This window comes from Methanomassiliicoccales archaeon (assembly GCA_038850735.1).
GTDB lineage: Archaea > Thermoplasmatota > Thermoplasmata > Methanomassiliicoccales > JACIVX01 > JACIVX01.
On sequence record JAWCLO010000006.1, the window covers coordinates 71740 to 93930 of the forward strand.

General features: G+C 44.3%; 21 protein-coding genes and 2 tRNA genes. 10 read left to right on the forward strand and 13 right to left on the reverse strand.

Annotated features, from left to right (window positions below; translation table 11 throughout):
* Positions 1–79: 79 nt before the first annotated feature.
* Positions 80–628 (forward strand): DUF531 family protein, encoded by a 549-nt coding sequence (locus tag QW087_05085; protein ID MEM2944094.1) that lies wholly within the window; start codon positions 80–82, stop codon positions 626–628.
* A 91-nt stretch (positions 629–719) separates the two neighbouring features.
* Here the strand turns inward: QW087_05085 and purM are convergent, their stop codons facing one another.
* Positions 720–1745: a phosphoribosylformylglycinamidine cyclo-ligase gene (gene purM, locus QW087_05090; GenBank protein MEM2944095.1), complete on the reverse strand. Its 1026-nt coding sequence runs from the start codon at positions 1743–1745 to the stop codon at positions 720–722.
* Positions 1746–1845: 100 nt separating this feature from the next.
* On the opposite strand from purM, the gene QW087_05095 reads away from it, so the two are divergent.
* From QW087_05095 to QW087_05105, 3 genes are all read left to right on the forward strand, one after another.
* Positions 1846–2451: an RlmE family RNA methyltransferase gene (locus QW087_05095; protein MEM2944096.1), complete on the forward strand. Its 606-nt coding sequence runs from the start codon at positions 1846–1848 to the stop codon at positions 2449–2451.
* 84 nt (positions 2452–2535) lie between these two features.
* Positions 2536–2769, forward strand: coding sequence for a hypothetical protein (locus QW087_05100; GenBank protein MEM2944097.1), 234 nt, complete (start codon positions 2536–2538; stop codon positions 2767–2769).
* Positions 2770–2790: 21 nt separating this feature from the next.
* Positions 2791–3453 (forward strand): fumarylacetoacetate hydrolase family protein, encoded by a 663-nt coding sequence (locus tag QW087_05105; GenBank protein MEM2944098.1) that lies wholly within the window; start codon positions 2791–2793, stop codon positions 3451–3453.
* On the opposite strand, the gene QW087_05110 is transcribed toward QW087_05105, so the two are convergent.
* Positions 3423–6164 carry a DEAD/DEAH box helicase gene (locus QW087_05110; GenBank protein MEM2944099.1) on the reverse strand — a complete coding sequence of 914 codons (2742 nt, stop codon included), beginning with the start codon at positions 6162–6164 and terminating at the stop codon, positions 3423–3425. The genes QW087_05105 and QW087_05110 overlap by 31 nt on opposite strands.
* 168 nt (positions 6165–6332) lie before the next feature.
* On the opposite strand from QW087_05110, the gene QW087_05115 reads away from it, so the two are divergent.
* A complete protein-coding gene (locus QW087_05115; GenBank protein MEM2944100.1) occupies positions 6333–6995 on the forward strand; it encodes a hypothetical protein in 663 nt (220 codons plus the stop codon).
* A gap of 104 nt (positions 6996–7099) precedes the next feature.
* Here QW087_05115 and QW087_05120 read toward each other — a convergent pair whose 3' ends face one another.
* Both QW087_05120 and QW087_05125 read right to left on the reverse strand, forming a co-directional pair.
* Entirely contained in the window at positions 7100–8335 is a 1236-nt protein-coding gene (locus QW087_05120; GenBank protein MEM2944101.1) for a (Fe-S)-binding protein, read from the reverse strand.
* 155 nt (positions 8336–8490) lie between these two features.
* A complete protein-coding gene (locus tag QW087_05125; protein MEM2944102.1) occupies positions 8491–9015 on the reverse strand; it encodes a ferritin family protein in 525 nt (174 codons plus the stop codon).
* 361 nt (positions 9016–9376) lie between these two features.
* On the opposite strand from QW087_05125, the gene QW087_05130 reads away from it, so the two are divergent.
* Complete coding sequence (locus QW087_05130; protein MEM2944103.1) at positions 9377–11269, forward strand: aldehyde ferredoxin oxidoreductase family protein; 1893 nt, start codon at positions 9377–9379, stop codon at positions 11267–11269.
* Between the two features lie 65 nt (positions 11270–11334).
* Here the strand turns inward: QW087_05130 and QW087_05135 are convergent, their stop codons facing one another.
* The 3 genes from QW087_05135 to QW087_05145 all read right to left on the reverse strand — a co-directional run bounded on the left by QW087_05135 (position 11335) and on the right by QW087_05145 (position 14333).
* A complete protein-coding gene (locus QW087_05135) occupies positions 11335–11817 on the reverse strand; it encodes a pyridoxamine 5'-phosphate oxidase family protein (protein MEM2944104.1) in 483 nt (160 codons plus the stop codon).
* Positions 11818–12303: 486 nt separating this feature from the next.
* Positions 12304–13614, reverse strand: a complete 1311-nt coding sequence (locus tag QW087_05140; GenBank protein MEM2944105.1) for an ABC transporter permease — start codon at positions 13612–13614, stop codon at positions 12304–12306.
* Entirely contained in the window at positions 13611–14333 is a 723-nt protein-coding gene (locus QW087_05145; GenBank protein MEM2944106.1) for an ABC transporter ATP-binding protein, read from the reverse strand. The genes QW087_05140 and QW087_05145 overlap by 4 nt, the downstream gene beginning before the upstream one ends.
* Positions 14334–14575: 242 nt before the next feature.
* Between QW087_05145 and QW087_05150 the strand changes: the two genes are divergently transcribed.
* Positions 14576–15310, forward strand: a complete 735-nt coding sequence (locus tag QW087_05150) for a DUF72 domain-containing protein (protein MEM2944107.1) — start codon at positions 14576–14578, stop codon at positions 15308–15310.
* A 35-nt stretch (positions 15311–15345) separates the two neighbouring features.
* On the opposite strand, the gene QW087_05155 is transcribed toward QW087_05150, so the two are convergent.
* The gene (locus tag QW087_05155; GenBank protein ID MEM2944108.1) at positions 15346–15627 is read right to left on the reverse strand and encodes a SemiSWEET transporter; all 282 of its coding nucleotides are present in this window, start codon (positions 15625–15627) and stop codon (positions 15346–15348) included.
* A gap of 520 nt (positions 15628–16147) precedes the next feature.
* Here QW087_05155 and QW087_05160 point away from each other — a divergent pair.
* Positions 16148–16777 carry a LysE family transporter gene (locus tag QW087_05160; GenBank protein ID MEM2944109.1) on the forward strand — a complete coding sequence of 210 codons (630 nt, stop codon included), beginning with the start codon at positions 16148–16150 and terminating at the stop codon, positions 16775–16777.
* Between the two features lie 144 nt (positions 16778–16921).
* Here the strand turns inward: QW087_05160 and QW087_05165 are convergent, their stop codons facing one another.
* The 3 genes from QW087_05165 to QW087_05175 all read right to left on the reverse strand — a co-directional run bounded on the left by QW087_05165 (position 16922) and on the right by QW087_05175 (position 19462).
* The gene (locus tag QW087_05165) at positions 16922–17728 is read right to left on the reverse strand and encodes a DUF1638 domain-containing protein (protein ID MEM2944110.1); all 807 of its coding nucleotides are present in this window, start codon (positions 17726–17728) and stop codon (positions 16922–16924) included.
* A gap of 271 nt (positions 17729–17999) precedes the next feature.
* Complete coding sequence (locus QW087_05170) at positions 18000–18233, reverse strand: hypothetical protein (protein ID MEM2944111.1); 234 nt, start codon at positions 18231–18233, stop codon at positions 18000–18002.
* Positions 18234–19373: 1140 nt separating this feature from the next.
* A tRNA-Ile gene (locus QW087_05175) sits at positions 19374–19462 on the reverse strand.
* Positions 19463–19941: 479 nt separating this feature from the next.
* Here QW087_05175 and QW087_05180 point away from each other — a divergent pair.
* Positions 19942–20556, forward strand: coding sequence for a DUF2284 domain-containing protein (locus tag QW087_05180; protein ID MEM2944112.1), 615 nt, complete (start codon positions 19942–19944; stop codon positions 20554–20556).
* Positions 20557–20625: 69 nt separating this feature from the next.
* Here the strand turns inward: QW087_05180 and QW087_05185 are convergent.
* Both QW087_05185 and QW087_05190 read right to left on the reverse strand, forming a co-directional pair.
* Positions 20626–20723: transfer RNA gene (locus QW087_05185), tRNA-Asn, on the reverse strand.
* A gap of 152 nt (positions 20724–20875) precedes the next feature.
* A complete protein-coding gene (locus QW087_05190) occupies positions 20876–21184 on the reverse strand; it encodes a hypothetical protein (protein MEM2944113.1) in 309 nt (102 codons plus the stop codon).
* Positions 21185–21397: 213 nt separating this feature from the next.
* On the opposite strand from QW087_05190, the gene QW087_05195 reads away from it, so the two are divergent.
* Positions 21398–21979, forward strand: coding sequence for a hypothetical protein (locus QW087_05195; protein ID MEM2944114.1), 582 nt, complete (start codon positions 21398–21400; stop codon positions 21977–21979).
* The last annotated feature ends 212 nt before the right edge of the window (positions 21980–22191 follow it).

Below are 22191 nucleotides of genomic sequence, written 5' to 3' on the forward strand. Positions count from 1 at the left end.
TCGATACACAATTGAGAACCCCTCCTCTCTTCATTTCAGAATTCCTTAAGGGTTCTGCTTTTATTTGGAAGAGGTTCCAATGATCGGACGTACGACAATAGGACTCTGGAATTCATACGATCCCATCACATTCAGGGAAGCCCATCGGCGTATTCTTGCGAGAGCGGGACCACTGGCTCTTGCATTTGATATGAATCTAGCCACATTTGGCTTTCCATTTCCTCCTGAACTATCAAGGCCATATGAGGTTGCGGAATGGGTGGCCACAACAACTTCGATCGGGGAAGAGGGGCGATATCTTCGGACACTAGCCGAAGAAGGACGATTTCAGATGTTTCCATACATCAAAAGAGGATTCCCCCCTCAGCTGGGAGAGATCGTTGCAACTACGTGTAATCCCGAGACAGATAAAAAAAGGAATGTAGATGACATTTGCGGGATGCTAAGAGGGGGCGTGAGTGTTTGCATGCTTTTCGGAGCCGGACCTCGAGGCCTTCCGAAGGACATCATCGAAATTGCGAGTCATCACTTTGACGTCACATTTGGGGGACATTCTTTAGAAACATGCACGGCTCTAGGAGCGGTTGTTGCGGTCATAGCTCATTTCATGAGAAGAAATTCGAAATAGATGGCTAAGCAGCCTACTCAACTTGCGCAATAGCCATTACCTTTCAGTTAGTGATCGTTTCGAGTACGTTCGTCGATAGGTCGTAGCTTTTTCAATAGGCCTTGTAAATGATACCAAGATGCGAGACTTCGACTCCCCTTCCACTTGTTACACGGCCAACAATTTTTGCGCCCCCTCCGAGACTTCTTAGCGCAGTTTCGGCCTCGTCTTCAGGGCAAATCACGGCAAATCCCATTCCCATATTGAATGTCTGGTACAATTCTCTTTTATCGATCTTTCCGAGTTCCGCGATAACGTCGAAAATCGGCTGGGGTGGCAGAGGATCATCAATCACAAACTTCACATTGCTTTTGATTCTTACAAAATTGCGTAGCCCGCCTCCGGTAACATTTACCATTCCGTGGACGTGCACGGATTTAATCAATTTCATGACCTTCTCAACGTAAATTTCCGTGGGCGTTAGCAATTCCTCGCCAACCGGTTTTTCAAGACCCGCTATCGTCTCGTTGTATCCTACTCCATTGGCTTCAAGCACTTTTCTCGCGAGGGTGAGTCCGTTTGAATGAATCCCAGAGCTAGGCAGACCTATAATGATATCGCCAACTGATACTTTGCTCCCATCTATGATCATTTTCTTCTCAACATACCCTAGGCAACTGGCCGAAAGATCAATATCATTGACGATTTCTGGTAGAACGGCAATTTCGCCACCAACAATATCGACATTTGCAAGCCTCGCGCCCACCTCAAGTCCTTTCCCTATCTCAGCCGCAATTTCTTCGTTCGGACGATCCATCGCCAGGTAATCAACTACCGCAATGGGTTCAGCGCCGACACAAATAGTGTCATTGACATTCATGGCAATGCAATCGATACCAACAGTATCCCATTTGTTGAGGCTCCTTGCAATTAGGAGCTTTGTACCTACGCCGTCAGTGCACAAAGTCAATGCCACTTCCCCAAAATCAATTAATCCAGTAAATTGGCCTTTAATTGGGAGAGCCTTTGCGGAACCTTTTCGTCTGTATTTCAATTCCTTAACGAGGGATTCAATACTTGCAGATTTTTTTCTAATATCTACCCCGGCTTTTTTGTACGTCCACGTGTCTCGATCCATCTCTCACGCCGTTTGGTTAATTCATGAGGTCACAATTAACTTTTTGTCCCGACATACTAGGCAAAGGTTTATCTTATCAGGTCAGGGTAATAATGTCAAGATGCCGAGACGCTGGGTAATCGAACGCCGCCGTGATTTCTACTATAAGAAAGCAAAAGCAATGAATTATCGAAGTAGGGCCGCCTTTAAACTAATGCAGATTAACGAGAGATTCAAGATTATTAAGAGAGGCGATCGGGTCGTAGATCTTGGTGCTGCTCCGGGCGGTTGGCTCCAGGTTGCAAAAGAAGCTGTCGGGAAAACTGGAGTTGTGGTTGGGGTAGACTTGCAATGGATAGAACCGATTGATGGAGTGAAAACGGTACGCGGTGATGTAAGATCTGATAGAGTTGTGGAAAAAGTGCTTGCGGAGATCGAAGGAAGTGCGGATGTAATCCTTTCTGATATGTCACCAAACATCAGTGGAAATTACTCAACTGATCATGCAAAATCCGTGGAATTATGCGAGCATGCGCTTGAGTTTGCGAAGAAGTGCCTCAAGGGTGGAGGAAGCATGGTGGTCAAGGTCTTCCAAGGCGATCTTCTAGATGAATATCTTGACAAGGTCAGGACGTACTTCACCGATGTGAAATTGCACAGTCCGAAGGCATCCCGTCCGTCAAGTTCCGAAATTTATATCATAGCCCGAGGCTTCGTTAAGGCATGAGAAAGTTGCGTAATTCGTTATGTGCATATATTATAGGTGTAACGTTTTTATGATACTCTGTAATTTAGAGATTGAGTGAGATAGATGATCACTTACATGACCATTATCTTCAGTTCCAATGGTTCCAGACCATCAGAAGTGCTTAGTGCACTGCACAATCTTGGATTCGAAACCACTACTGGTGCTTACGACTGTATGTACAGGTGGGACAGCAAGGCAACCGTCGAGGACGCTGTATACTTAGCTGATAAAGTGCACGCCACGTTAAAGGGAATGGGTGTCCTATTTAAGTTGGAAACGGTCAGCGACGATCGCTAGATTTTTTGAAGGAGGAGGTCAATGAGACCGATCAATTGCCAGAAGATCATTTGTCTTGCTTGCAATTATCCAGATCATGCAAAAGAGATGAATACTGAAGAACCGTCTGAACCCGTATTCTTTTTGAAGGCTCCCAGCGCATTGATTTCAGACGGAGAACCCATAATCATTCCTGACGGCATTGGTAGAGTTGATTACGAGGCTGAATTAGCCATAATCATCGGAAAGTCTGGCAGGGAAATCCCGATAAGGGAGGCCCGTAACCATATTCATGCAATAGCAGCTTTCAATGACGTTACAGCTAGGGATTTGCAAGCAAAAGCAAAGCAGAAGGGACTTCCGTGGACGCTGTGCAAGGGATTCGACACGTTTGCTCCTATGTCAAAACCAGTTCCAATAGCTGAGGCTGGAGACATCGATGATATGGAAATTGTATTGAAATTAAACGGTGAGGTCAAACAGCATGGAAGTACGTCGATGATGATCCACAAGATTGACGCAGTTATCTCCTATATTTCAAAGTTCATGACCCTTGAGCGTGGTGACATCATTGCAACTGGAACACCATCAGGCATTGGCCCTATGAAACCAGGCGACTTCGTAGAAATCCAAATCGGCGATCATTTGTATCTTAAAAACCCAGTCATTTCCTCTCAGTCCCAGAACCGCTTGGTTCGTGCATAGTTAATTTCCGCGCTTAGGATCGAACGAAGCAAATCCTCTTCATTGTCGTAAAATCCCATGAGTATTCTTGATGCTGTATCAGGCCCCACGCCTCTTGCAGATAATACAAACATGGCTTGCTTGCCAAATTCGTTCACAAGGCTCGCGTTTTTATACATCTTCTGTATCTCCTTCTTTTCATCATCTGAGTGTTTTTTCTTTCTCAACAGTTTAACCAAGTCCCTATTGTAAGAATGAAGGGCTGCTATCATGGAACCTCTGCAACGTGGGCAAACGATTCTCTTTGGTGCCTCGCGAGGCGTCGCTCTCCACTGATTCTGGCAATTGAGACAAGTGAGGTACGTTACCTCCCCTTCCAACCTCTTTTTTAGAGCATCAAGGATTGATTTATCGGCCCTTTGAGGCGTGATCAAATCTCGAGAATGTTCAAGCCCACTGAGGCTGATTGGTGAAAGGCTGCATACTTCTATCTTGATCTCCCCCCTTTCTATCGATTTGAGGACCTCGCTTGTGCGATTAACATCAAGATCTTCCCAGAAAATCTTGTTGACGGTCTCTTCATATATCGGCGTGTTCTCGAATACATCTATCAACCGTGAAATGTTGACTGACCTATAGTCGGCGCCTTTCTCAACAATTCCAAACTTCTTCGCGACGTAAATAAAACGCCACCTCATGAAGGAGGACTGCCTGATCGCTCTCCTCACCAAATCCTGGATGTTTTCGGCCTTCATCGACATCAAAGTATCCAACATCGTCGAAGGAGGAATGTCCCTTGGTAGTTCGATGAAGATCCTATATGGATCCGTTCTTATCGAGACACTTTCACCGAGCCTCGCAGTGAGAAGCAGGGAAAGGACAATCGCAATCGTTTCGTTGACCTTTGTCCCAAAGCAGGCGTTTAAAACCGCAATCCTATTTCCCATCTCCAGCGTCAATAAAGTCTCCGAGGGCATAGGATGCCTTTCAATTTGTTTTGTGAGGTATTCTTTCAACCTTTTCATTGCCTCGTCATTCCCTGGATAATCATGAAATTCCTGTTTCTTGCGGAGAGCGCCGACCTCCTGCGCCACCTCAAATGGAACGGGTATGTCTTCGCCCACCCACGATGGGATAGAACCTATTTCCTTTACCTGTTCAACGAGTATCTCGTCTTCTCTTAATTCAATGATTCTCCAAGTTCTTCCGCGCGTGATGAATGTGGCATAAGGTTCAGCAAAAGAGACGACAAAGCTCTCATCCAGCGTTCCGACTATTTTCCTCGTGCTTATGTCCCTTATCCGATACGTTTTTTCATCTGGAATCATAGAAACGTTGTCGTAAAAGTAGCGCATACCTCTTCCAGATCTCCTGAAAGTATCGCTCAAAATTCGGATTAATCCCACCTGCTCGAGCTGCCGCAGGATGCTATTCATCTCTTTTAGCTTGAGATTTCTAAAGGGATACGCTCTTTTGATGATTCTATAGGCATCATCAATTCTCATGTCAGAGTTCATAGCCATTGAAACAAGCTGATTCGCAAGGACACTCAAGGGCTTCTCTCTCACGATCGAAGGTTCCAACTCCCCTCCAAGGGCGCGCCTTGCGATGACCAGGCTCTCACAAATTTCATCTGGTGACGAGGCAATGATGACACCTTTGGAAATTTTCCCAACACCGTGGCCCGCCCGACCCATTCTCTGAACCAATCGGGTGACCTGTCTCGGTGAGTTATATTGAATAGCAAAGTCCGCGCTCCCCACATCTATTCCTAGTTCCAAGGAAGAGGTGCATATAAGCCCCTTTATCGTTTCATTTTTGAAAGCTTCCTCCATTTCAATCCTGATCTCTTTCGACAGCGAACCGTGGTGGACTCCAATTGGAAAGTTTTCATCCCAAAGGTGATACCTGGCAGCAAGTGCCTCAGCATTATCTCTGGTATTGACGAAGAAGAGGGTTGAGCGGTGGGAGTCAATGAGTTGCCTTGCACGCCTCATGCACGCGACGAGCTGGGGATCACTTTGAAGGATTCCTGCGAGCTCCGTGTCTTCATCTGATACCTCAGGTCCCTGGACTTGGATATCTAATGTCTTTATCACATCTGTCTGCACAATTGAGACATTTCTACCAACGCCGCCAAGAAAATTAGCAACCTCGGACAGGGTTCCGACAGTGGCAGAAAGGCCGATTCTCTGGAATTCACCAGCGATCTCCACAAGCCGTTCTAGTGCGATTGCCAACTGCGCCCCCCTTTCGTCTGTGGCAAGCTCGTGGATTTCGTCGATGACGACCCACCTGACATTTGCCAAGTGTTTTCTCAACCGCTTCCCAGTGAACAGAATCTGGAGCGTTTCAGGGGTGGTGATCAGCACCTGTGGCGCAATTCTCGCCTGGGCATCGCGCTCTGATTGGGAAGTGTCCCCGTGTCGTACAGCGATGCTTATTCCAAGGGTGTTGCTGAATTCTTGAAAGCGCCGTAACATATCTCTGTTAAGCGCTCTCAGAGGTGTGATGTAAAGACATAGTATGCCGTCGCCTCCGGTTTTGAGTATCTGATGAAATACTGGAAGTATTGCCGCCTCAGTTTTCCCTATGCCGGTTGGAGCAACCACGAGTACGTGAGCTCCTCTGAGTATGAGTGGTATCGCGCCTTTTTGGGGCTCAGTGGGCTCGAGGATGTTCTTCGCACTGAGAATCGCCTGGATCCTTTCATCAAGAAGTTCAAATACCATAATGCAAAGCGCAAGATATCGAATAGATTACATTATATTAACCTATTTACGCTTCTTTGTTCTTTCTATTCAAGCCTACGTAAAATTATTTCTGGTCGAAAGGTTGAATAACTGCGTTTGAACATATCATAAGGCGGTTGTGTTAGGAAGATTTTCGGAAGTGATCGAATGGATCCGCTGCTTCTTAGTCCAAGGGAATTTGAATGGGTGATCGTTGCATTATTACTGGTTTTTGGAATTGCTCTTGCCTTTGCAGGTCACAGGATTTACGAAAGCATTTTGGCGATCGTTGGTGCGTTTCTTGGCTTTACCCTAGGATACACAATCGGTATGACCTTCAGCGGAGTTGTTGCAGCCTATATACTTGGCGCGATTGCGGGGGTGATTCTTGCGATTTTCTTCTATTACATTGTTGCGACTGCGATGGCCCTGGTGCTGAGTGCGGCTGCATTTCTGCTATCCTACTCGCTTTGGTCAATACCTGTAGTCTCGATCATAATCGCCGTAGCTGCATTCGTTATTATCTTTCTGATTTACGATCGGCTGGTCATGCTTTTCACCGCAATCGTTGGCGGGGCAATGGTCGCCTGGGCTCTTGATATACTGGGAATGGGTTGGTATGTTTGCGTTCCTGCTTTCATAATTGTTGCAGCTTTTGGATCTGCTGTTCAATTGATTGACATTTCATCAAAAAAACCGAAGCCGGTTGTGTCAAATCCTCCTCCAACTAAATTGGAAGTTGTTAAGCGTTGCCCTTATTGTGGCCAAGTGCTTACATATCTTCCAGAGTACGACGCATGGTTTTGCTACAGCTGTGGGAAATATAGCTAATCTTGTAAAGACGACTTCTGTTGCGGGATGGTTCATGCGATTCAATTAACGCGCAGAATTCTTACCCATAATGTTTCTTGACGAAAGCCTCACCGTCCAGATAGCTAACTCGGCTTGGGCGGCTCAGTAGCCTCAAGCAGCAATTCTGATATGTCCTTGACAGGGATATTGGCGTTTATTTTCTTAGCTCCCTGCTCCAGATTCAAGACGCAAAAGGGACATGCTGAAATGATCATATCCGCACCGACCGCAAGCGCCTCCTTAACACGCTCGGCTCCTATGTTCACCGCGTACTCATTGAATGCGGACTTGTATCCGCCGCCTGCACCACAGCACATAGAGTTCATTCTATTGTGTTCCATCTCAACTAAATCGATGCCAGGAATTGCTTTGATCACTTCTCTCGGTGCATCAAAGACGCCAGCATGCCTTCCGAGATGACATGGATCGTGATATGTAACCCTGGCTTTGATTTCCTTTGTAATCTTAAGTCTCTTTTCTTTGAGTAACTTTTGAACATATTGGGAAAAATGATAGACTTCAAAGGTGGGGGATGAATAGTACTTTCGATAGTCGTTTCGTGTAGTTTTATAGCAACCTGCGCAGGTAGTTACCATGCTCTTCGCTCCCCTTTTTTCCGTAGATGTTATGGTGTGTTCCGCAAATCTGGATGTCAGATCCGTCATCCCAGTTCTCAGCGCAGGCGATGTGCAGCACCATTCATCAGGGCCAAGAACATTGAGGCTTACCCCTGCGCGGTGAAGCACGGTAACTCCTGCTTTTGCAGTGTTCTGAACTCGATATGAAGCAGTGCAACCAGCAAAAAAGATAATTTCGGGATTGTTTGATCGCGGAATGTCTTTGGGAAACCATGCGTCTCTTTTTTCTTCAGGTTCCCCATAAGGATTCTTAACCTTCTGTATTCTTTCGTGGAATTTCTTATGGGCTTCTAATGGACCGACACCCTGCTCTACAACCCATTCTCTAACCTTCTCCCAAAAATCAGCAAATTCGATTTGTACATGACAGACAGGCCAGCATGCGGCACAGCCCGTGCACATGTAGAGAGCTCTTACAAATTCCTCATCGATTTCCACTTTACGGCCCAAGAGCTTATCTACAGGTGATCTTTTCATCAACTGATTGAGATAAAAAATCTTGCCGCGTGGCGTTACTGATTCCCATGGAGTTTGTTTCCATGTTTCGCAGACGCGGACACAATAGCCGCATTGCAGGCAGGCAAGGAGATCCCGTTTAATATCCGGAAGTTTGACCATTAGCGCACCTCTATTCGTTTTTATCTGGTCTTTCGCCTTGGATAGGAAGAGATGATGAGTCATGGATGACTATACGGTATTTATTTTTTCTCACACTGCAACGCGGGCCTCCGAAGCATCGCCTCGAAGGTCTAGATCAAATGCGCTCCAATTCCACAGATTTCTCTTGGCAAAAAGATGTGAGATGAAAGCAGTGTGCCACGTAGCTATTATCCTATTCAACCTTCCAAAATTGGAACATATCCATACCAGGCACCCTCGGTCTTTAAGGTATGAAGGTTCTCGTCAAGCAGCTTCTTATGCTCCTCTTCCCACTTCGCCAATCCCAATAGAAGATTCTTAGTTTTGGGATTCAATACAGTTGCAGCTGCTTCGCCATACATTTTCACAGATCTTTCTTCAACAATTATTCCTATCTGGATTGACTGGATATACTCTTCCTTTTTATCAGAATCACTTCTGAGGTTTTGGGGGAAAACTTTTTCAGGGATAAGGCCAACAAAACTGGTCGCTGGGGTGAGCTCAGAAATCTTAACCTCAGGCTTCATTTCAAGAATCTCTCTTTCCAGCATTGACTTATGCAACTCCTCGTCTCTTGCCAAACCTCTAAACAATGCTGCTCCAATGTGATCATCTATTTGTCTAGATAATTCCAGATAGAACTCATATCCATACTCCTCGATTCTGATCGCTGCGACCAATATCGAGATTTCATCTTCAATACTCTCAACAGCTTTGTTCATGATATATTTCTCCTCTCCGTCATTTGGCGTATCGTAGGTTGGAAATATCTGAGCTTCTAGCAATTTAATTTTGTGTATTTTGAGACTGATCGGTCGTTAGAAAGTCGTGCGCAGCAAAGATAGTAAATTCATTTTTGCAATCAAAAACTCGCACATCAGAAAACGCAAGGGTTTCGCCACTCTGGCGATATGTTGAATCCAGCATATCGAAATTCTTATAGTGCTCAAATGGGTTAAGTCATTTACCATAACTCATCTAGCTCGGCATAATGATCTGTACTGGTCTGCTGGATGAGAGGGGAGGAGACGGGATCATGCATTGTTGCACCCCGTCGCCTAATCAAAAGGAGGAACAGGAGATATGTACGGGTATTGGGGAAAGATTTTAAAAATCGATCTAAACAGTAACAAGGTCTCCACGCAGACATTTGACGAAGATTTCGCAAAGAAATGGCTGGGGGGCGTCGGTTTCGGAATTAAGATCTGTTATGACGAAATCCCGGCAGGCGCCGACCCATTGGGACCGGACAACGTTTTCGTATTGGCGGTTGGACCAATTCAAGGTCAGGGAATTCTGGGATCGGGAAGATACACTATTTCGTTCAAGTCACCACTGACGGGATTTTGGGGGCAGTCTACTGGAGGAGGCTATGTTGCAGAGGAATTGAAAAAGTGCGGGTACGATGCGCTTGTCATCAAGGGAGCGGCGAAAAAGCCAGTCTGGATTTCGATCATGGACGACAAGGTCGAAATTCATGATGCGTCGAAACTTTGGGGCATGAACGTTCACGACACGCAAGAGGCACTTTGGAAAGAGGTGGGCGACAAAAACGCTGTCGTTATTCCAATCGGGCCTGCTGCTGAGAATCTTGTAAGGTATGCAGCGCTGGTCACTTATGATGGTCATGGTAATGCGGGGAGAATGGGCGGCGGAGCTGTCCTCGGCTCGAAGAAAGTTAAGGCTATTGTGTTGAAAGGTTCCAAGAAAATCACTGCAAAGGATCCAGAGAAACTCAAGGAATTGAAAAAGAAAGTTGCCGCTGCCGTTAAGGATAACGAATTTGCTAAGCAAAACCGTGAGGAAGGACAGGCCATGGCGGTTATCCCGAGGGAGCAATTAAGTCTATTGCCGATGAAGAACTTCTCTCTTGGATCCTGGCCAGAGGGTGCCCGGAAGATCGGATCCGCCGGTGGCGAATTCAACAAGGTATTGAAACCGAAGCCAGATGCATGCTCTAACTGTGTGATGGGCTGCCACAGGCGTGTGACCATCAGGGAAGGCACACCGTGCGACATGGATGGTTATGGACCTGAATATGAGACTCTGGGAATGATGGGTAGTAACTGTTTGGTAGACAACCTGAAGGCAATCAACTATGCGGGTCATCTCTGCAATATGTACAGCATGGATACGATTGAATTCGGTGGGGTGGTCGGATTTGCAATGGAAGCGTACGAGAAGGGCTACATCAAAAAGGAAGACCTCGGATTCGAGCTGAAATGGGGAGACGGTGTTGCAATGTGCAAGCTAGCAAAGATGATTGCGATGAGGTCGAATCCTACAGCTAGATTGCTCGGTGAGGGTCTAAAGGTTGCAGCTAAGAAGCTTGGATGCCCCGCGATCGCTGTTGAGAAGGACAACGCGGTTATACCTGCACACGATCCAAGGGCTTTCTTCTCGATGGCGGTTAACTACGCTACCGGTCCAAGAGGGCCGTGCCATGTAACTGGCTTCCCAGAAGGATCTGAGCTAGGTATTCCTGTGCCAGAATATGATCTGCCGCCGATGGATAGATTCGACGACAAACTAAAGGGAAAGGCTGCGGTTGCTTGGCAGGATATTTGCCAGTTTGACAATGCCTTAAGCTTCTGTCTATTCTATGACTTTGCTGGTTATACACACCAGTTGAAGGCTGAAATGATAAATGCAATCACCGGCTGGAACTACACTACCAAGCAATTATTCCAAGAGGTTGGCGGGAGGATTAACCAGCTTTGCAGAATGTTTGCGCTGAAACATGGGTATGATCCCAAGAGGAATGACACATTGCCTCCGAGAATGTTTGAACCCTTGAAAGAAGGTGGAGCTGCTGGTAAGGTTCCGCCGTTGGACAAAATGCTCAAGGAGTACTATGAGGCCCGGGGCTGGGTCAATGGTATTCCCACGGAAGAGACTTTGAAGAAGTTCGGGCTGGACTTCGCAATCCCTGATCTCAAGAAAGTTCCAGATCCCAAAAAATGGATTTGGGCGTAAGCCCTCTTCCATCCCATTATTTTTTTAATAACCTTTCGAAAAAGTAGGGTTTGTTTTATTCTTCATTAGTTCTCGGGTTGCAGCAAAGTCTTTTCTGAGATTCTGTAGGTCATTTCCTCGATGTCAATTGCAATGACGAGCGTTCGCCTCATTACTTCTTCATTGAATTCGAACTCTCTTTTGCCAGTGTAATGTTCCATTATTGTCAAGAGAGCTTCCTTTTTTTCCCTAATCGAAGAGAGAAATACGAGCTTTCCGTAACCTACCACGCTCTTGTAATCCATTCCAAACCTGCAGGGAACGCTGCTCTCTCTAATTTCAACATGAGATTCGAGTTCGAAACAGATACTTGTGCTCTTTCTCATCAGCTCGACCTTTTTTCCCTTTTCTGATGAGTGTAGATAAATGCGCTTGCCATCATAGCCGAAACTCATTGGTATAATGTATGCCTTTCCGCCGTCGCAGAGCGCAATTCTGCAGATTTTTGCCCCATTAATGATTGATTGGATTATCTTTTGACCCTCATTGCTCCTATTATTGCCCTTCATAATCATAACATCACGATCTGCATTGGCTTCATGTGTTTAATTCGTTCGGTCTTTACCGCATTTCTCTTGACCAGATCTTAGTTAGCCACGAGCGCACTACTCGGCTATATGGTTATCTTGGTCAAGATATGCCTGGTTGCATTGAAAATTGCATTTTTTTGCTTCATGAATTAAAGGAGGTATTCACTGTTTTTTTTCAAGAACCCTCTATAAATAAATAGATAGATTGTGCAATCTTAGACTAAGGATGTACCGTTATATTTATTGTAGCGTAGCAGTTGATGAGTTGATAAAGGCATGAGAACGGATTAAGTTCATTGGATTTGCTAATAATAGGCTAAGCCCATCAGGGACGAGAGAGCAATCTATTTAAATGGCTGATTGGAAAACCCTCGTGAAGTTCTTAATCGGTAATTCTAGGATGTTTAGGTAGAGGGAAGAGTTGAGCAAGAAAATTAAACATAGCCAGAGAACATTTTAGCGCCCTCAGAACCTCCGCCTCACGAATTTATTTCTCAGATATGCCTGTAGAAGCGTCTTTCCACTGATTTTTTCGTACCCCTTTCTAAGCCTACCTGTTATTAAGATATCTTTTTTGAACAGCCAAACTGCAAAACTGACAGTTACCAAAGCAAACACTATTTCGTATAGGATTCCCGCTATGACAAACACATAATTGTCGAGCATAAGGCTCTGCATTACAAGCATTGGATGCGAGAATGGAATGATAAATAGCGCAGCTTGTACTGCCAGAGGGAGAGTGTCAAAATCACCGAACATGAGTACGAACATCGGTATGATTGCAAGGAACGAAATCGGCATCGTGAGCGTTTGTGCAGATTTGAGGTTTCTGGCGAAAATCCCGAGCAACATGCACAAAGAAAGCGCAGCAAACAGACTCAGAAAGAGTGTACCACCTACGAGCGCATAGTCGAACATATCCAGGGAAAATCCATATCTTTCCAGATCGATTGGTGATTGTTCCTGCAGCGAAGAAACATAATACCCAAATCCCAGCACGTATATCAGCGCCATGACCAGACCAACGATCGCCGCTCCAACCAACTTTCCGAAAACAATCGAACTTCTGCTCACAGGCAATGTGAGAAGGGTCTCAAGTGTTTTGTTTTCCTTTTCGTTGCCCATCGAGGTGATGACAGTGCTACCTGAAATAATAATCACAAGAACAACCACAAGAGGCACAACAAAGTTCTGCTGAGATAGGATTGCCATTATTGTATTAGGAGAAACTCCCGGTAACTCTCTGTTTTTGAAAATCGTCGTCTCGTTCTTTAACGTGGGATTAAGAATCGTCTGTGAGTTTACGGGAGTCTCATTTCCGATTAAATGCTGTGCTATTGCGTAATTCATCTGTTGTATGAGCGCATCTACTACGCTTGACGGAATGCTGTCGAGAACCCCACTCCCTCTCATGATCCAAATGATCTGGATTTCGCTGGATTTGTTATCGAGTATCTTCTCTGAAAAATCCTCCGGGAATACAATGAGGGCAGTGCCACCGTCTTCTTCAACGATACGCTTGCCCTCTTCAATATCAGAACCATTATACGCCACTTCAGATAACCCACCAAGAGTCGAAGTCGCAATTCGCGAAATTGTACTGTCATCGAAATCGATTATTCCAATCACGGGAGGTTTTGTAACCTCTTCGCCAACGCTCCCGATCATATTCCCCATCGAGGCAAATATAATCGCCATAATTGCTATCGGAATGATGGCGGAAGGCGTCAACAGTTCCCTGAGCTCCTTCTTCGTTATATTGAGGAACCCTCTCATGAAACCACCTTGACAAAGACTTCTTCAATGTTAGCGGCACCGTACTTTTCCTTCAACTCTTTAGGCGATCCGGTTTCAACAATATGACCATCGTTAATTAGCGCAATTCGGTCGCAGAGGAATTCCACCTCAAGCATGTTATGTGATGATAGCAAGACGGACATTCCATGGGAAGAGGCTCTTCTGATGATATCCCTAATTTCCTTTGCATTAATGACATCTAGGCCTGAAGTCGGCTCGTCGAGGATTGCTATTTTCGGCTCGACCATTAGGGCTCGGCCGACCAAAAGGCGCCGGCTCATACCTTTGCTGTATGTTTCAATCTTGTCATCGATTCTTTCACCCAAATTTGCTATTTCAATGCCTCTATTGACCATTGCTTTGTATCGCTCGCTTTTGGAAGGATCGAAGAACGCGGCCATGAATTCCAAATACGAGCGGCCTGTAAGGTTTTTGTAGGCACCAGCATCCTCTGGAAGGTATGAGATCATTTTTCTTATCTCGGCCTGCTCCTTTTGAAGATCCTTGTCAAACATCCTTACATGACCGGATGAAATTTGAAGCAGTGTAGCTAAGATTCGCAGGGTTGTGGTCTTGCCCGCGCCATTGGGACCAATAAGCCCAAAGATCTCTCCTTGCTTGACCGTGAATGAAATGCCTTTAACCGCAACAAATTTGCCGTAAGCCTTAACGAGATTCGTGACTTCAATTGCATTCAAGACTATTTTCCCCCAGAATTTGATGCAAAGTCGCCAAACAGCAGTTCTTGAATCCGTCAAATTATATTTATTTATTCTCTACTTGAGCTCGAATCAAGAATCGTTAGCTTCACTACCATTCTTGCATCTTGAAATTTATTGACCTCAGCGTCAGCGAGCATTTCTTATGTCGAATCTAATTTCTATACTAGTTGCTAAGAGAATTCTTAATTTAGATCTTCTTAAAATAGAACACGTTGAGCATGACTTCAAAGGAGTATCGCTTTGGTTGTAGTGGATGGAGCTATAAGGATTGGATCGGTAAATTTTATCGTAAAGACTGTGAGCCAAGTAAAATGCTAGAAGAATATGCAAAGATCTTCAATACTGTCGAAATCAACATGTCCTTTTACAGATTGCCATTTGAGGGCTTGATTAAGAGCTGGCGCATGAGAGTACCTGAAGGTTTTCTTTTCTGTCCGAAAATGAGCCGAAAAATTACACACATAAAGCGGCTAAATGATGTTGGTGCGGAACTGGTACTGTTTCTTACGCGGATGAGAATTTTGGGTGAAAAGCTCGGCCCAATACTGATTCAGTTGCCACCAGGGATAAAGAAGGATCTTGTCCAACTCGAGAATTTTTTATCAATGTTGCCCAGGGATCTTAAATTTACTATCGAATTCAGGAACAAGAACTGGACCACGAGTGAAGTGCTGTCATTGCTTGCAACGTATGGCGTGGCCATCTGTTTCGTGGATTCTCCGAAAATGATTTTCATGACCGAACCGACCGCTGATTTTGCCTACATCAGGTGGCATGGGCGCAAATCGTGGTACAGATATGAATATAAGAGCGAAGAAATTAGAGAATGGGTCAAATTCATTCAGTCACTTAATGTTGATTGCGTATACGGTTTCTGGAATAATGATTTCAATGCAAATGCGCCAAGAAACTGCTTGGAACTTATTAGCATGCTTGGGAATAAATCTAAATGATGCCCATTTTCATCAAGTTTCCTAGTTTATGATATTCAAACCCCTTTATCTGCGATCCCGCTTTTGTCAAATCTGAGTTTCAACCCGATTAGAATGATATTCAGCGTGAACGCAACAGCATTCCAAAACATAACAGGAGCACTATTTATGAATATGCCATAGACCAACCACAGGAACATGCCCGCGCACAATAAGAGGAGCATCCCAATCGACACGTCTTCCAATCTCCTCGTTTTCAAACCCTTAATAATCTGAGGTACAAATCCCATGGTCGTGAGAAACCCTGCGATGAGTCCAAGGAGCGTCCATTGATCCATAGGTGGACATAATGAATTCTAACGATTATGCTTTCTGTCGACCGAGATCTTCTGCAATTTGTACCAAATGTTCTATAGGATTCCAATTACAGACAGGCAAAAGTAACTGCAATAGGTGTGCTTCCAAAATTCCAACTCGATGTGGGACTACCTAGTTGATCAGATGGAAAACCACCACTTTGCCATTTATGCGCAACCGGCAGTAATTGCGAGTATGATATGCGCATGAATGTCCTCGATGTCTGCACATGAGAATTTAAGCACCAGATTATGCTATTTCAAAAATTTACAGCATAAATTTACCTTAATCGACATTTTTCTGATGATTCTTCACCTTTGGTGTTACTCACATCGACCTGGAAAATAAAAAGGCCCTCGAGTGACATCACCTCGTCATCTCACTCAACAGTTGAATCTCCGGGCATGAAGCTCAGAACCTTATTAATCAAATGAAGTTACTAACTGTCTTGCCTAAATCAGCTAAAGATAATGGCACGACCATTAAAATGCCATACTGAAGATGAGTGAGAAAATGTTGCTGGAAGTTGCAGAGCTCTTTGCCCTTGGTTTCATCGTAGGTCTTAGTGGGGCTATAATCCCTGGGCCACTTTTTGCATTCACCGTTCTCGATACGAACCAGAAAGGCAAGGTCACAGCTCACGAAATCATTCTAGGGCACGTTGTTTGGGAAGCTGGTATAGTAGCTGTCCTACTCCTCGGTTTTGGATATTTTCTCATCGATTTCAAATGGATTATTTTCCTCGTTGGCGGGGCAGTAATGTTTACAATGGGCATATTTACGATGCTGAATAAGGACAGTGAGACCAAGATGATCAGGAGGCGCGTAGACTCGTCTTTTGTAGGCGGAATTTTTTATACTGCCCTCAACCCTTCACAACCGCCTTGGTGGGCTACGGCGGGTCTTGCACTCTTGCTCACTGGGATAGAATTGATGGGCCTTCTCGGCGCTTTAATAGTCACACTGGGTCATTGGGTATCTGACCTAGCTTATTATATCTCAGTATCTTTCGTCGTGCATCGGCATGAAAAATTTATTAGCCCCCGGCAGAGGCAGGTAAAGATGATTCTCGGTGCCTTTCTCGCAGCTCTGGGTACATACTTCGTCATATCATCTTTTATCGATGTCTGACTTCAAAGGTGGTCGTGATCTGGAAATGGAAATGGTATTGCTTTGGTGCAACAAACTAATAATAAGAGGCAAGAAAATTCCGCAAAAGGGCACCGGTAAGCTCCTGCACGACTCTTTATGAATTCAAAAAGTCCAGCGCCTTTTCTAATTTCTGTGGAGGGCACATTTCTTCGCTTTATCATAGGATCGCACGATGGCATCAAGCGTAATGAACTCCTTTTCAAGGGAACCCAACTCGAAGTTGAACTCTCTCGCAAACTCGGCGACAGACCTTTCAAACTCCTCCTTATCTCCCAATCCCGTGTCAATCTTCAGCGCCTTCTTATAACCTGCAAGTTCAAAAATCCATTTTAGAACGCTGAGATCTCCTCTTTCAGCACCGCGAGTTAACTCCATCTTAAAAATGAGCTCGCGCCAGTGTTCAGCCCACTCTGGCGTAAGGTAAAATACACCAGGATATCGTTTTAAAAGTCGATAGTAGCCCTCCGTTCCGCCGAGAACTGCGGCAATGCAATCATCGACTGGTCTTTCGCATTCATCTGCTAGTATAAAGAGATCCTTTCCGGCAGCAGTCTTAATTTCTGTGAGATCTCTGAACGCATTTCCGCAGAGACCATAGAAAAGTAAAATGGAATCGCATACTGGTGCGATTTGTTTGATCGATTGCATTACTTCCCCACGCAATTTCTGTGGATCCTCGTGGAGCGCCATCGATTTCATCAATATGATAAGGCTGTAGCCAACTTGTTTCAAATTATGAATCTCCCCTTCTTCGATGCATATAATCTTCGCGCTTGTTGCGCTGCTTAGCTTGTGAAGCAAACTCCTCGACTCTTCTGTACGGATTACAATGATCTGCGAAATATCTTTGTCATTTACTGCTAAGTAAACAATTTCGTTTTCGAGTATCGGGCAACCTATGATGCCAAGCCGGCAGGAATATGAATTCATTAAGGCATGAAATCTTAAACGAATATTAAACAGAATTGATGTATTCATCTTCTTGCAAGCCTCAGATATCCAAATGAAATCAATCCCACATTTTGTTCTCGGCAATTTGACTGTCCCAGCGATAAAAGGGTTATGTCGTAACTGGTGATCAAAGGCTACTCGCAAAATCGATTCATGCTTCTGAAATCAGCGATCGAGGTGGAAAATCGCTAGCGTTACTTCCACTTCAAAATCAAAACCCACATCTTGTGAGGTAACCTTTCAATACGCATTAATACTTCCCTTTCTGGCCTTTCCACAATGTCGAAATTTCATCGGAAACGATCACTAATTGTTCTCCAGAAAAATAGCATCTACCGATCCCTCCCTCATCTATGAGTCTATGTGTCTTCTTTTCCTTATGCAACCGGAACTGCACTGCTAGGCAGGTCGGTTCTGATGGGGTGGATACGTTCGCTAGTGCACCGTGACAAAGAATTATCGCTGCTTCGGACACCATCTTCACAGCGCCTGGGTAGACCGTTTGATGGAAAGCACCTTGCAAATCAATGTTCTAAACAGTTTGCCGCCGAAACAATGAGAGATTGATCATATGTTTTGGCATAATTCAAGGTTTGACTTCATTTTCTAAATATTTGCCGAGCTGATCTTTGCAATGTTAATGGCAACCTAGAGAAATCTATTCCGTAAATGTCTTTCCTGCCGTTTTCAAGGATAAAGTCAAGCATATCGCTATCGCCGCAGCAAACATCGATTATCGGCTCCCTTATGGAATCGTCATATCTCTTGAAGAAAGCATATTGGTATCTGAATAGGAAGGGATTGTAGATCTTTCTATCATCTTCTTGTTCCGAAATCCCCACAATTTACGGTACTCAAGAACGATGTCTGCAATTAAATCATATCCCACAATCCCTTGGGAAATGGATGTGTTATTTCATGTGCTCATCGATTCATCATCGCACGGTCAGGAGGGCGCCAGAAAAACAGGGGGATTGCAAGGAGGAAGGTCTGGCGAAGCGCCCTCCATCATGTGGTTTTGTCCTGTAAGGACGGCTGCTCGACCTTATAGGTCGCTTTAACAATTGTAAGCTCTTTCATATATATATTATTCCGAAAAAGTTCGGTCCTATGGGTGCAAAAGGCATCTTACTTTTTGCATTATAGTTGACAATGTGCAAGGAATCTACTGTTATTCCTCTGTGGGATGAAAATAAGATCGGTCGCTTTGGAATTTATTTTTTAATAAAGAGGTCTGATACGAGCAAAAAACAAGAGAGCTTTGAAACCATGTATAGTGGATCAACTTAAGGTTGCATCAAACTAACCCGAATCATACAATTATGGCGAGCCTTTGGATCGTAATATTAGACAGTCGGGCATTTCACTTTCACACATGAATAGGGCTTGTGTGTTTAGTAAGCAATTTATATAAGTCGTGCGAAGTTTTTTTTGAGATGTTAAGTTTTAGAATAATCTATTCCTTTCATTACTGACAGCTTGAATTATATTGATACAAAATTAGATTATGCTGGCAGGAAATCTATACAATCTATATCCGCTATCGAGATGAAATTCATCGAGCCCGAGGTTCTCACATCTTTCAAATTCATTAGAAGCAACGAAAATAAGGATTGATGAAAGATGGGCCCGGCCGGATTTGAACCGACGACCATCTGGTATCTCAGGCCAACCTTATGAGCCAGACGCTCCGCCAGACTAAGCTACGGGCCCTTCTTGTGGATACTAGCAAAATTCTCGTTATAATGCAGCTCGATATAAATCTGTTGCCGTCAACTCATAAAGACAGCGCCTCACTGGGAAAAACGAAGCCGTAATGTTTTGTAGATTGTATAACAGTTTCTTGAAGAGCATATCAAATTCTAATTCATGATTTCATGGGAATATGGAAGTCTCGCTTTGCAACATTTTCTTATTTTTGAGCATGCACCTATGTGTCATGTATTTCACATTTACAACTATTCCAAGCGGAATTCCTCCAAGTTAGCCCTTCAAAAACCATTTATTGCATTTTCTCTCCCAATTACGCAATTGGGGTATGCCTATATGCGCGAAATGACTTGAAAATTCTTTATCGCAAGTAATCATCTCCAAAGAAAGTGCTTGATCTAGAGTATATTCCGACGGATATATGGGTTACATAAAGCTTTGATATTAATGAGAACGATCTTCATAACGAAGGAGGCAGCGATGTGGCGTTAACTGAGGATCTTCAAATGCTGTGCGAAAAGGCAAAAGCTTATGGTGCATCTGAGGCAATCATTATTTCGACTCAAAGTATTGTGGTGGATCCTAGGGTACGCTTGAAATGTATGGTTCCTATTTGCCCGAATTATGGATACAATCTCATGTGCCCACCTAACGTGATAAACTCAGATGAATTCATTAAAATCCTCTCCTACTACAGGTATGCGATACTCCTTAGGGTCAGAATACAACTTAAATGGGACCTGATCGCCGCCGTAGGTAAAGAGGCATCATTAAATGAAATCAGGGACATAGAGAATTACAAGGAACCGCTTGTGAAGAGCGAAAGGACGCTCGTCGAGATCCTTCGCAAACTTGAACGAGATTGCCTAAAATTGGGCTTCAGGTTTGCAGCTGGACTCTCCGCCGGGGCGTGTAGGCTTTGCGACGAATGCGTTGGACAGAAATCTGGAAAAGTGTGCAGAAGGCCCTTTGACGCAAGACCCTCGATGGAAGCCGTTGGAATTGATGTTATTGAGACCGCCAAAAAAGCAGGGATGAACATAAGCTTCTATGGAAATGAAGAACCATCATGGATTGGATTGCTGCTTGTAGATTAACAGCGGATTGCTGGCGAAAAGCGATTTTAAAATCGTATTTCACTAAACGGCGATAAAATATGATTAGAATGGCGCCGTCGAGCGGGATCGAACCGCTGACCTTGTGGTTTCAACTCCCCATGAAGGGGATTAACAGCCACACGCTCTACCAGCTGAGCTACGACGGCACAGTTGGGCGACCGTGTAAAATGCCAGCCCTATATTAATCCTTTTTCCTCTACCAATACTTCGCTGTTCAACTCACCAATGCATGTATGGAATGTTAACCGAACAGAGCTCAAAGGGATGCTAGATTGCGTCATACATCGGAGGATATCCTTCAATCCAAGGACTCCCGCAATTCCTTGACGGTATTGCTCATCCACTCAAGTGTATTTCGTAAACTCTCCAGGAATGTACTGAGCTTTTCAGTCGTAATGGCCCCTTCGGGCGAGGGTTTAATCAAACCTTCCTGCTCCAAAATCCTCAGTGAGTATCTCACTTTATGCTGTGGGCAGTTGAGAAGCTCGGATAACCTGATGATACCAATTGGCTCATGCTCCATAATTGCCTTCAGCATTATGACATGTCTTTGCAGTAATTCGATCTCGCTTTCGATTTTACTTGTGAGGACACTTTTCGCCCCCATGGTTTCCCTCCAATACTCATGATAACACGTGTATCTACTTGATTTTTTTTATTTTTTAATTTTTATTTGATTGTTAATTTGGAGATTCAGAGAATCATCGAAAATTCAAAGCAATATACTCACATTATGCGTTTCAAAATTTTGTTGACCCGCGGATCGATTGAGTCTATCAACTCAAGATATAATCGTATAATTAGAATTTGTATTACTAGCATGGCAGTTCCGATGATATCAAGCGCATTACTAAGGCGAATTATCCACCTGGCTACGCCGGCCTTCTTGATTTACTACTTTCTTCCAGATCCCCTCTGGAAAGGAGGAATCGGTAGGGAAACTGCACTTCTTCTGATACTCTTTGTCGTTCTTGTGGCAGAATTTCTTAGGCTAAAATACAAGCCAAGAATTCCCGGAATGAGAGATTATGAGCAATACCAGATGTCAGCTGCGGCATGGGCGGCTATCGGTATGACCCTAGCTTTTCTTTTTTTTCCACTTGAATACTCAGCACCCGTTCTCATGGGAATGGGATGGGTAGATCCCCTGATCGGAGAACTGAGAATTAGGAAAAGCAGAACCTATCCTTGGGTCCCCATTTTTGTTTATTTTGGAATTGCAGGCATTTCACTGAGCTATTTCGAGGGCGTGAAATTTTCGGTAATGCTTGCTTCAATCGTTGCAACATCCTTGGCTATCGGTATTGAACGGCTGAAATTGAAACTTGTCGACGATGATTTTCTTATGATAATTGTCCCTTTGATCGGAATTTATATCGTGTTTGCTTTGATTCAAACTTAAAGTCATGTGCGTTATCGATCTTCAGCGGCCGAAAAACGACTTCTTTGGGTACCTCGTTATGCCCCTTTGAATTCCTTGGACGGGGCCGTTATGGCAGTTTTGTGCATCTTCAAGCGTTTCGTGCACTTTATCGCACACGAGGCATTGGTAAACGATTTTCATCTCTTTCCCGGAACTTCGAGGAGGTTTATAATACATATGGAACAAAATGC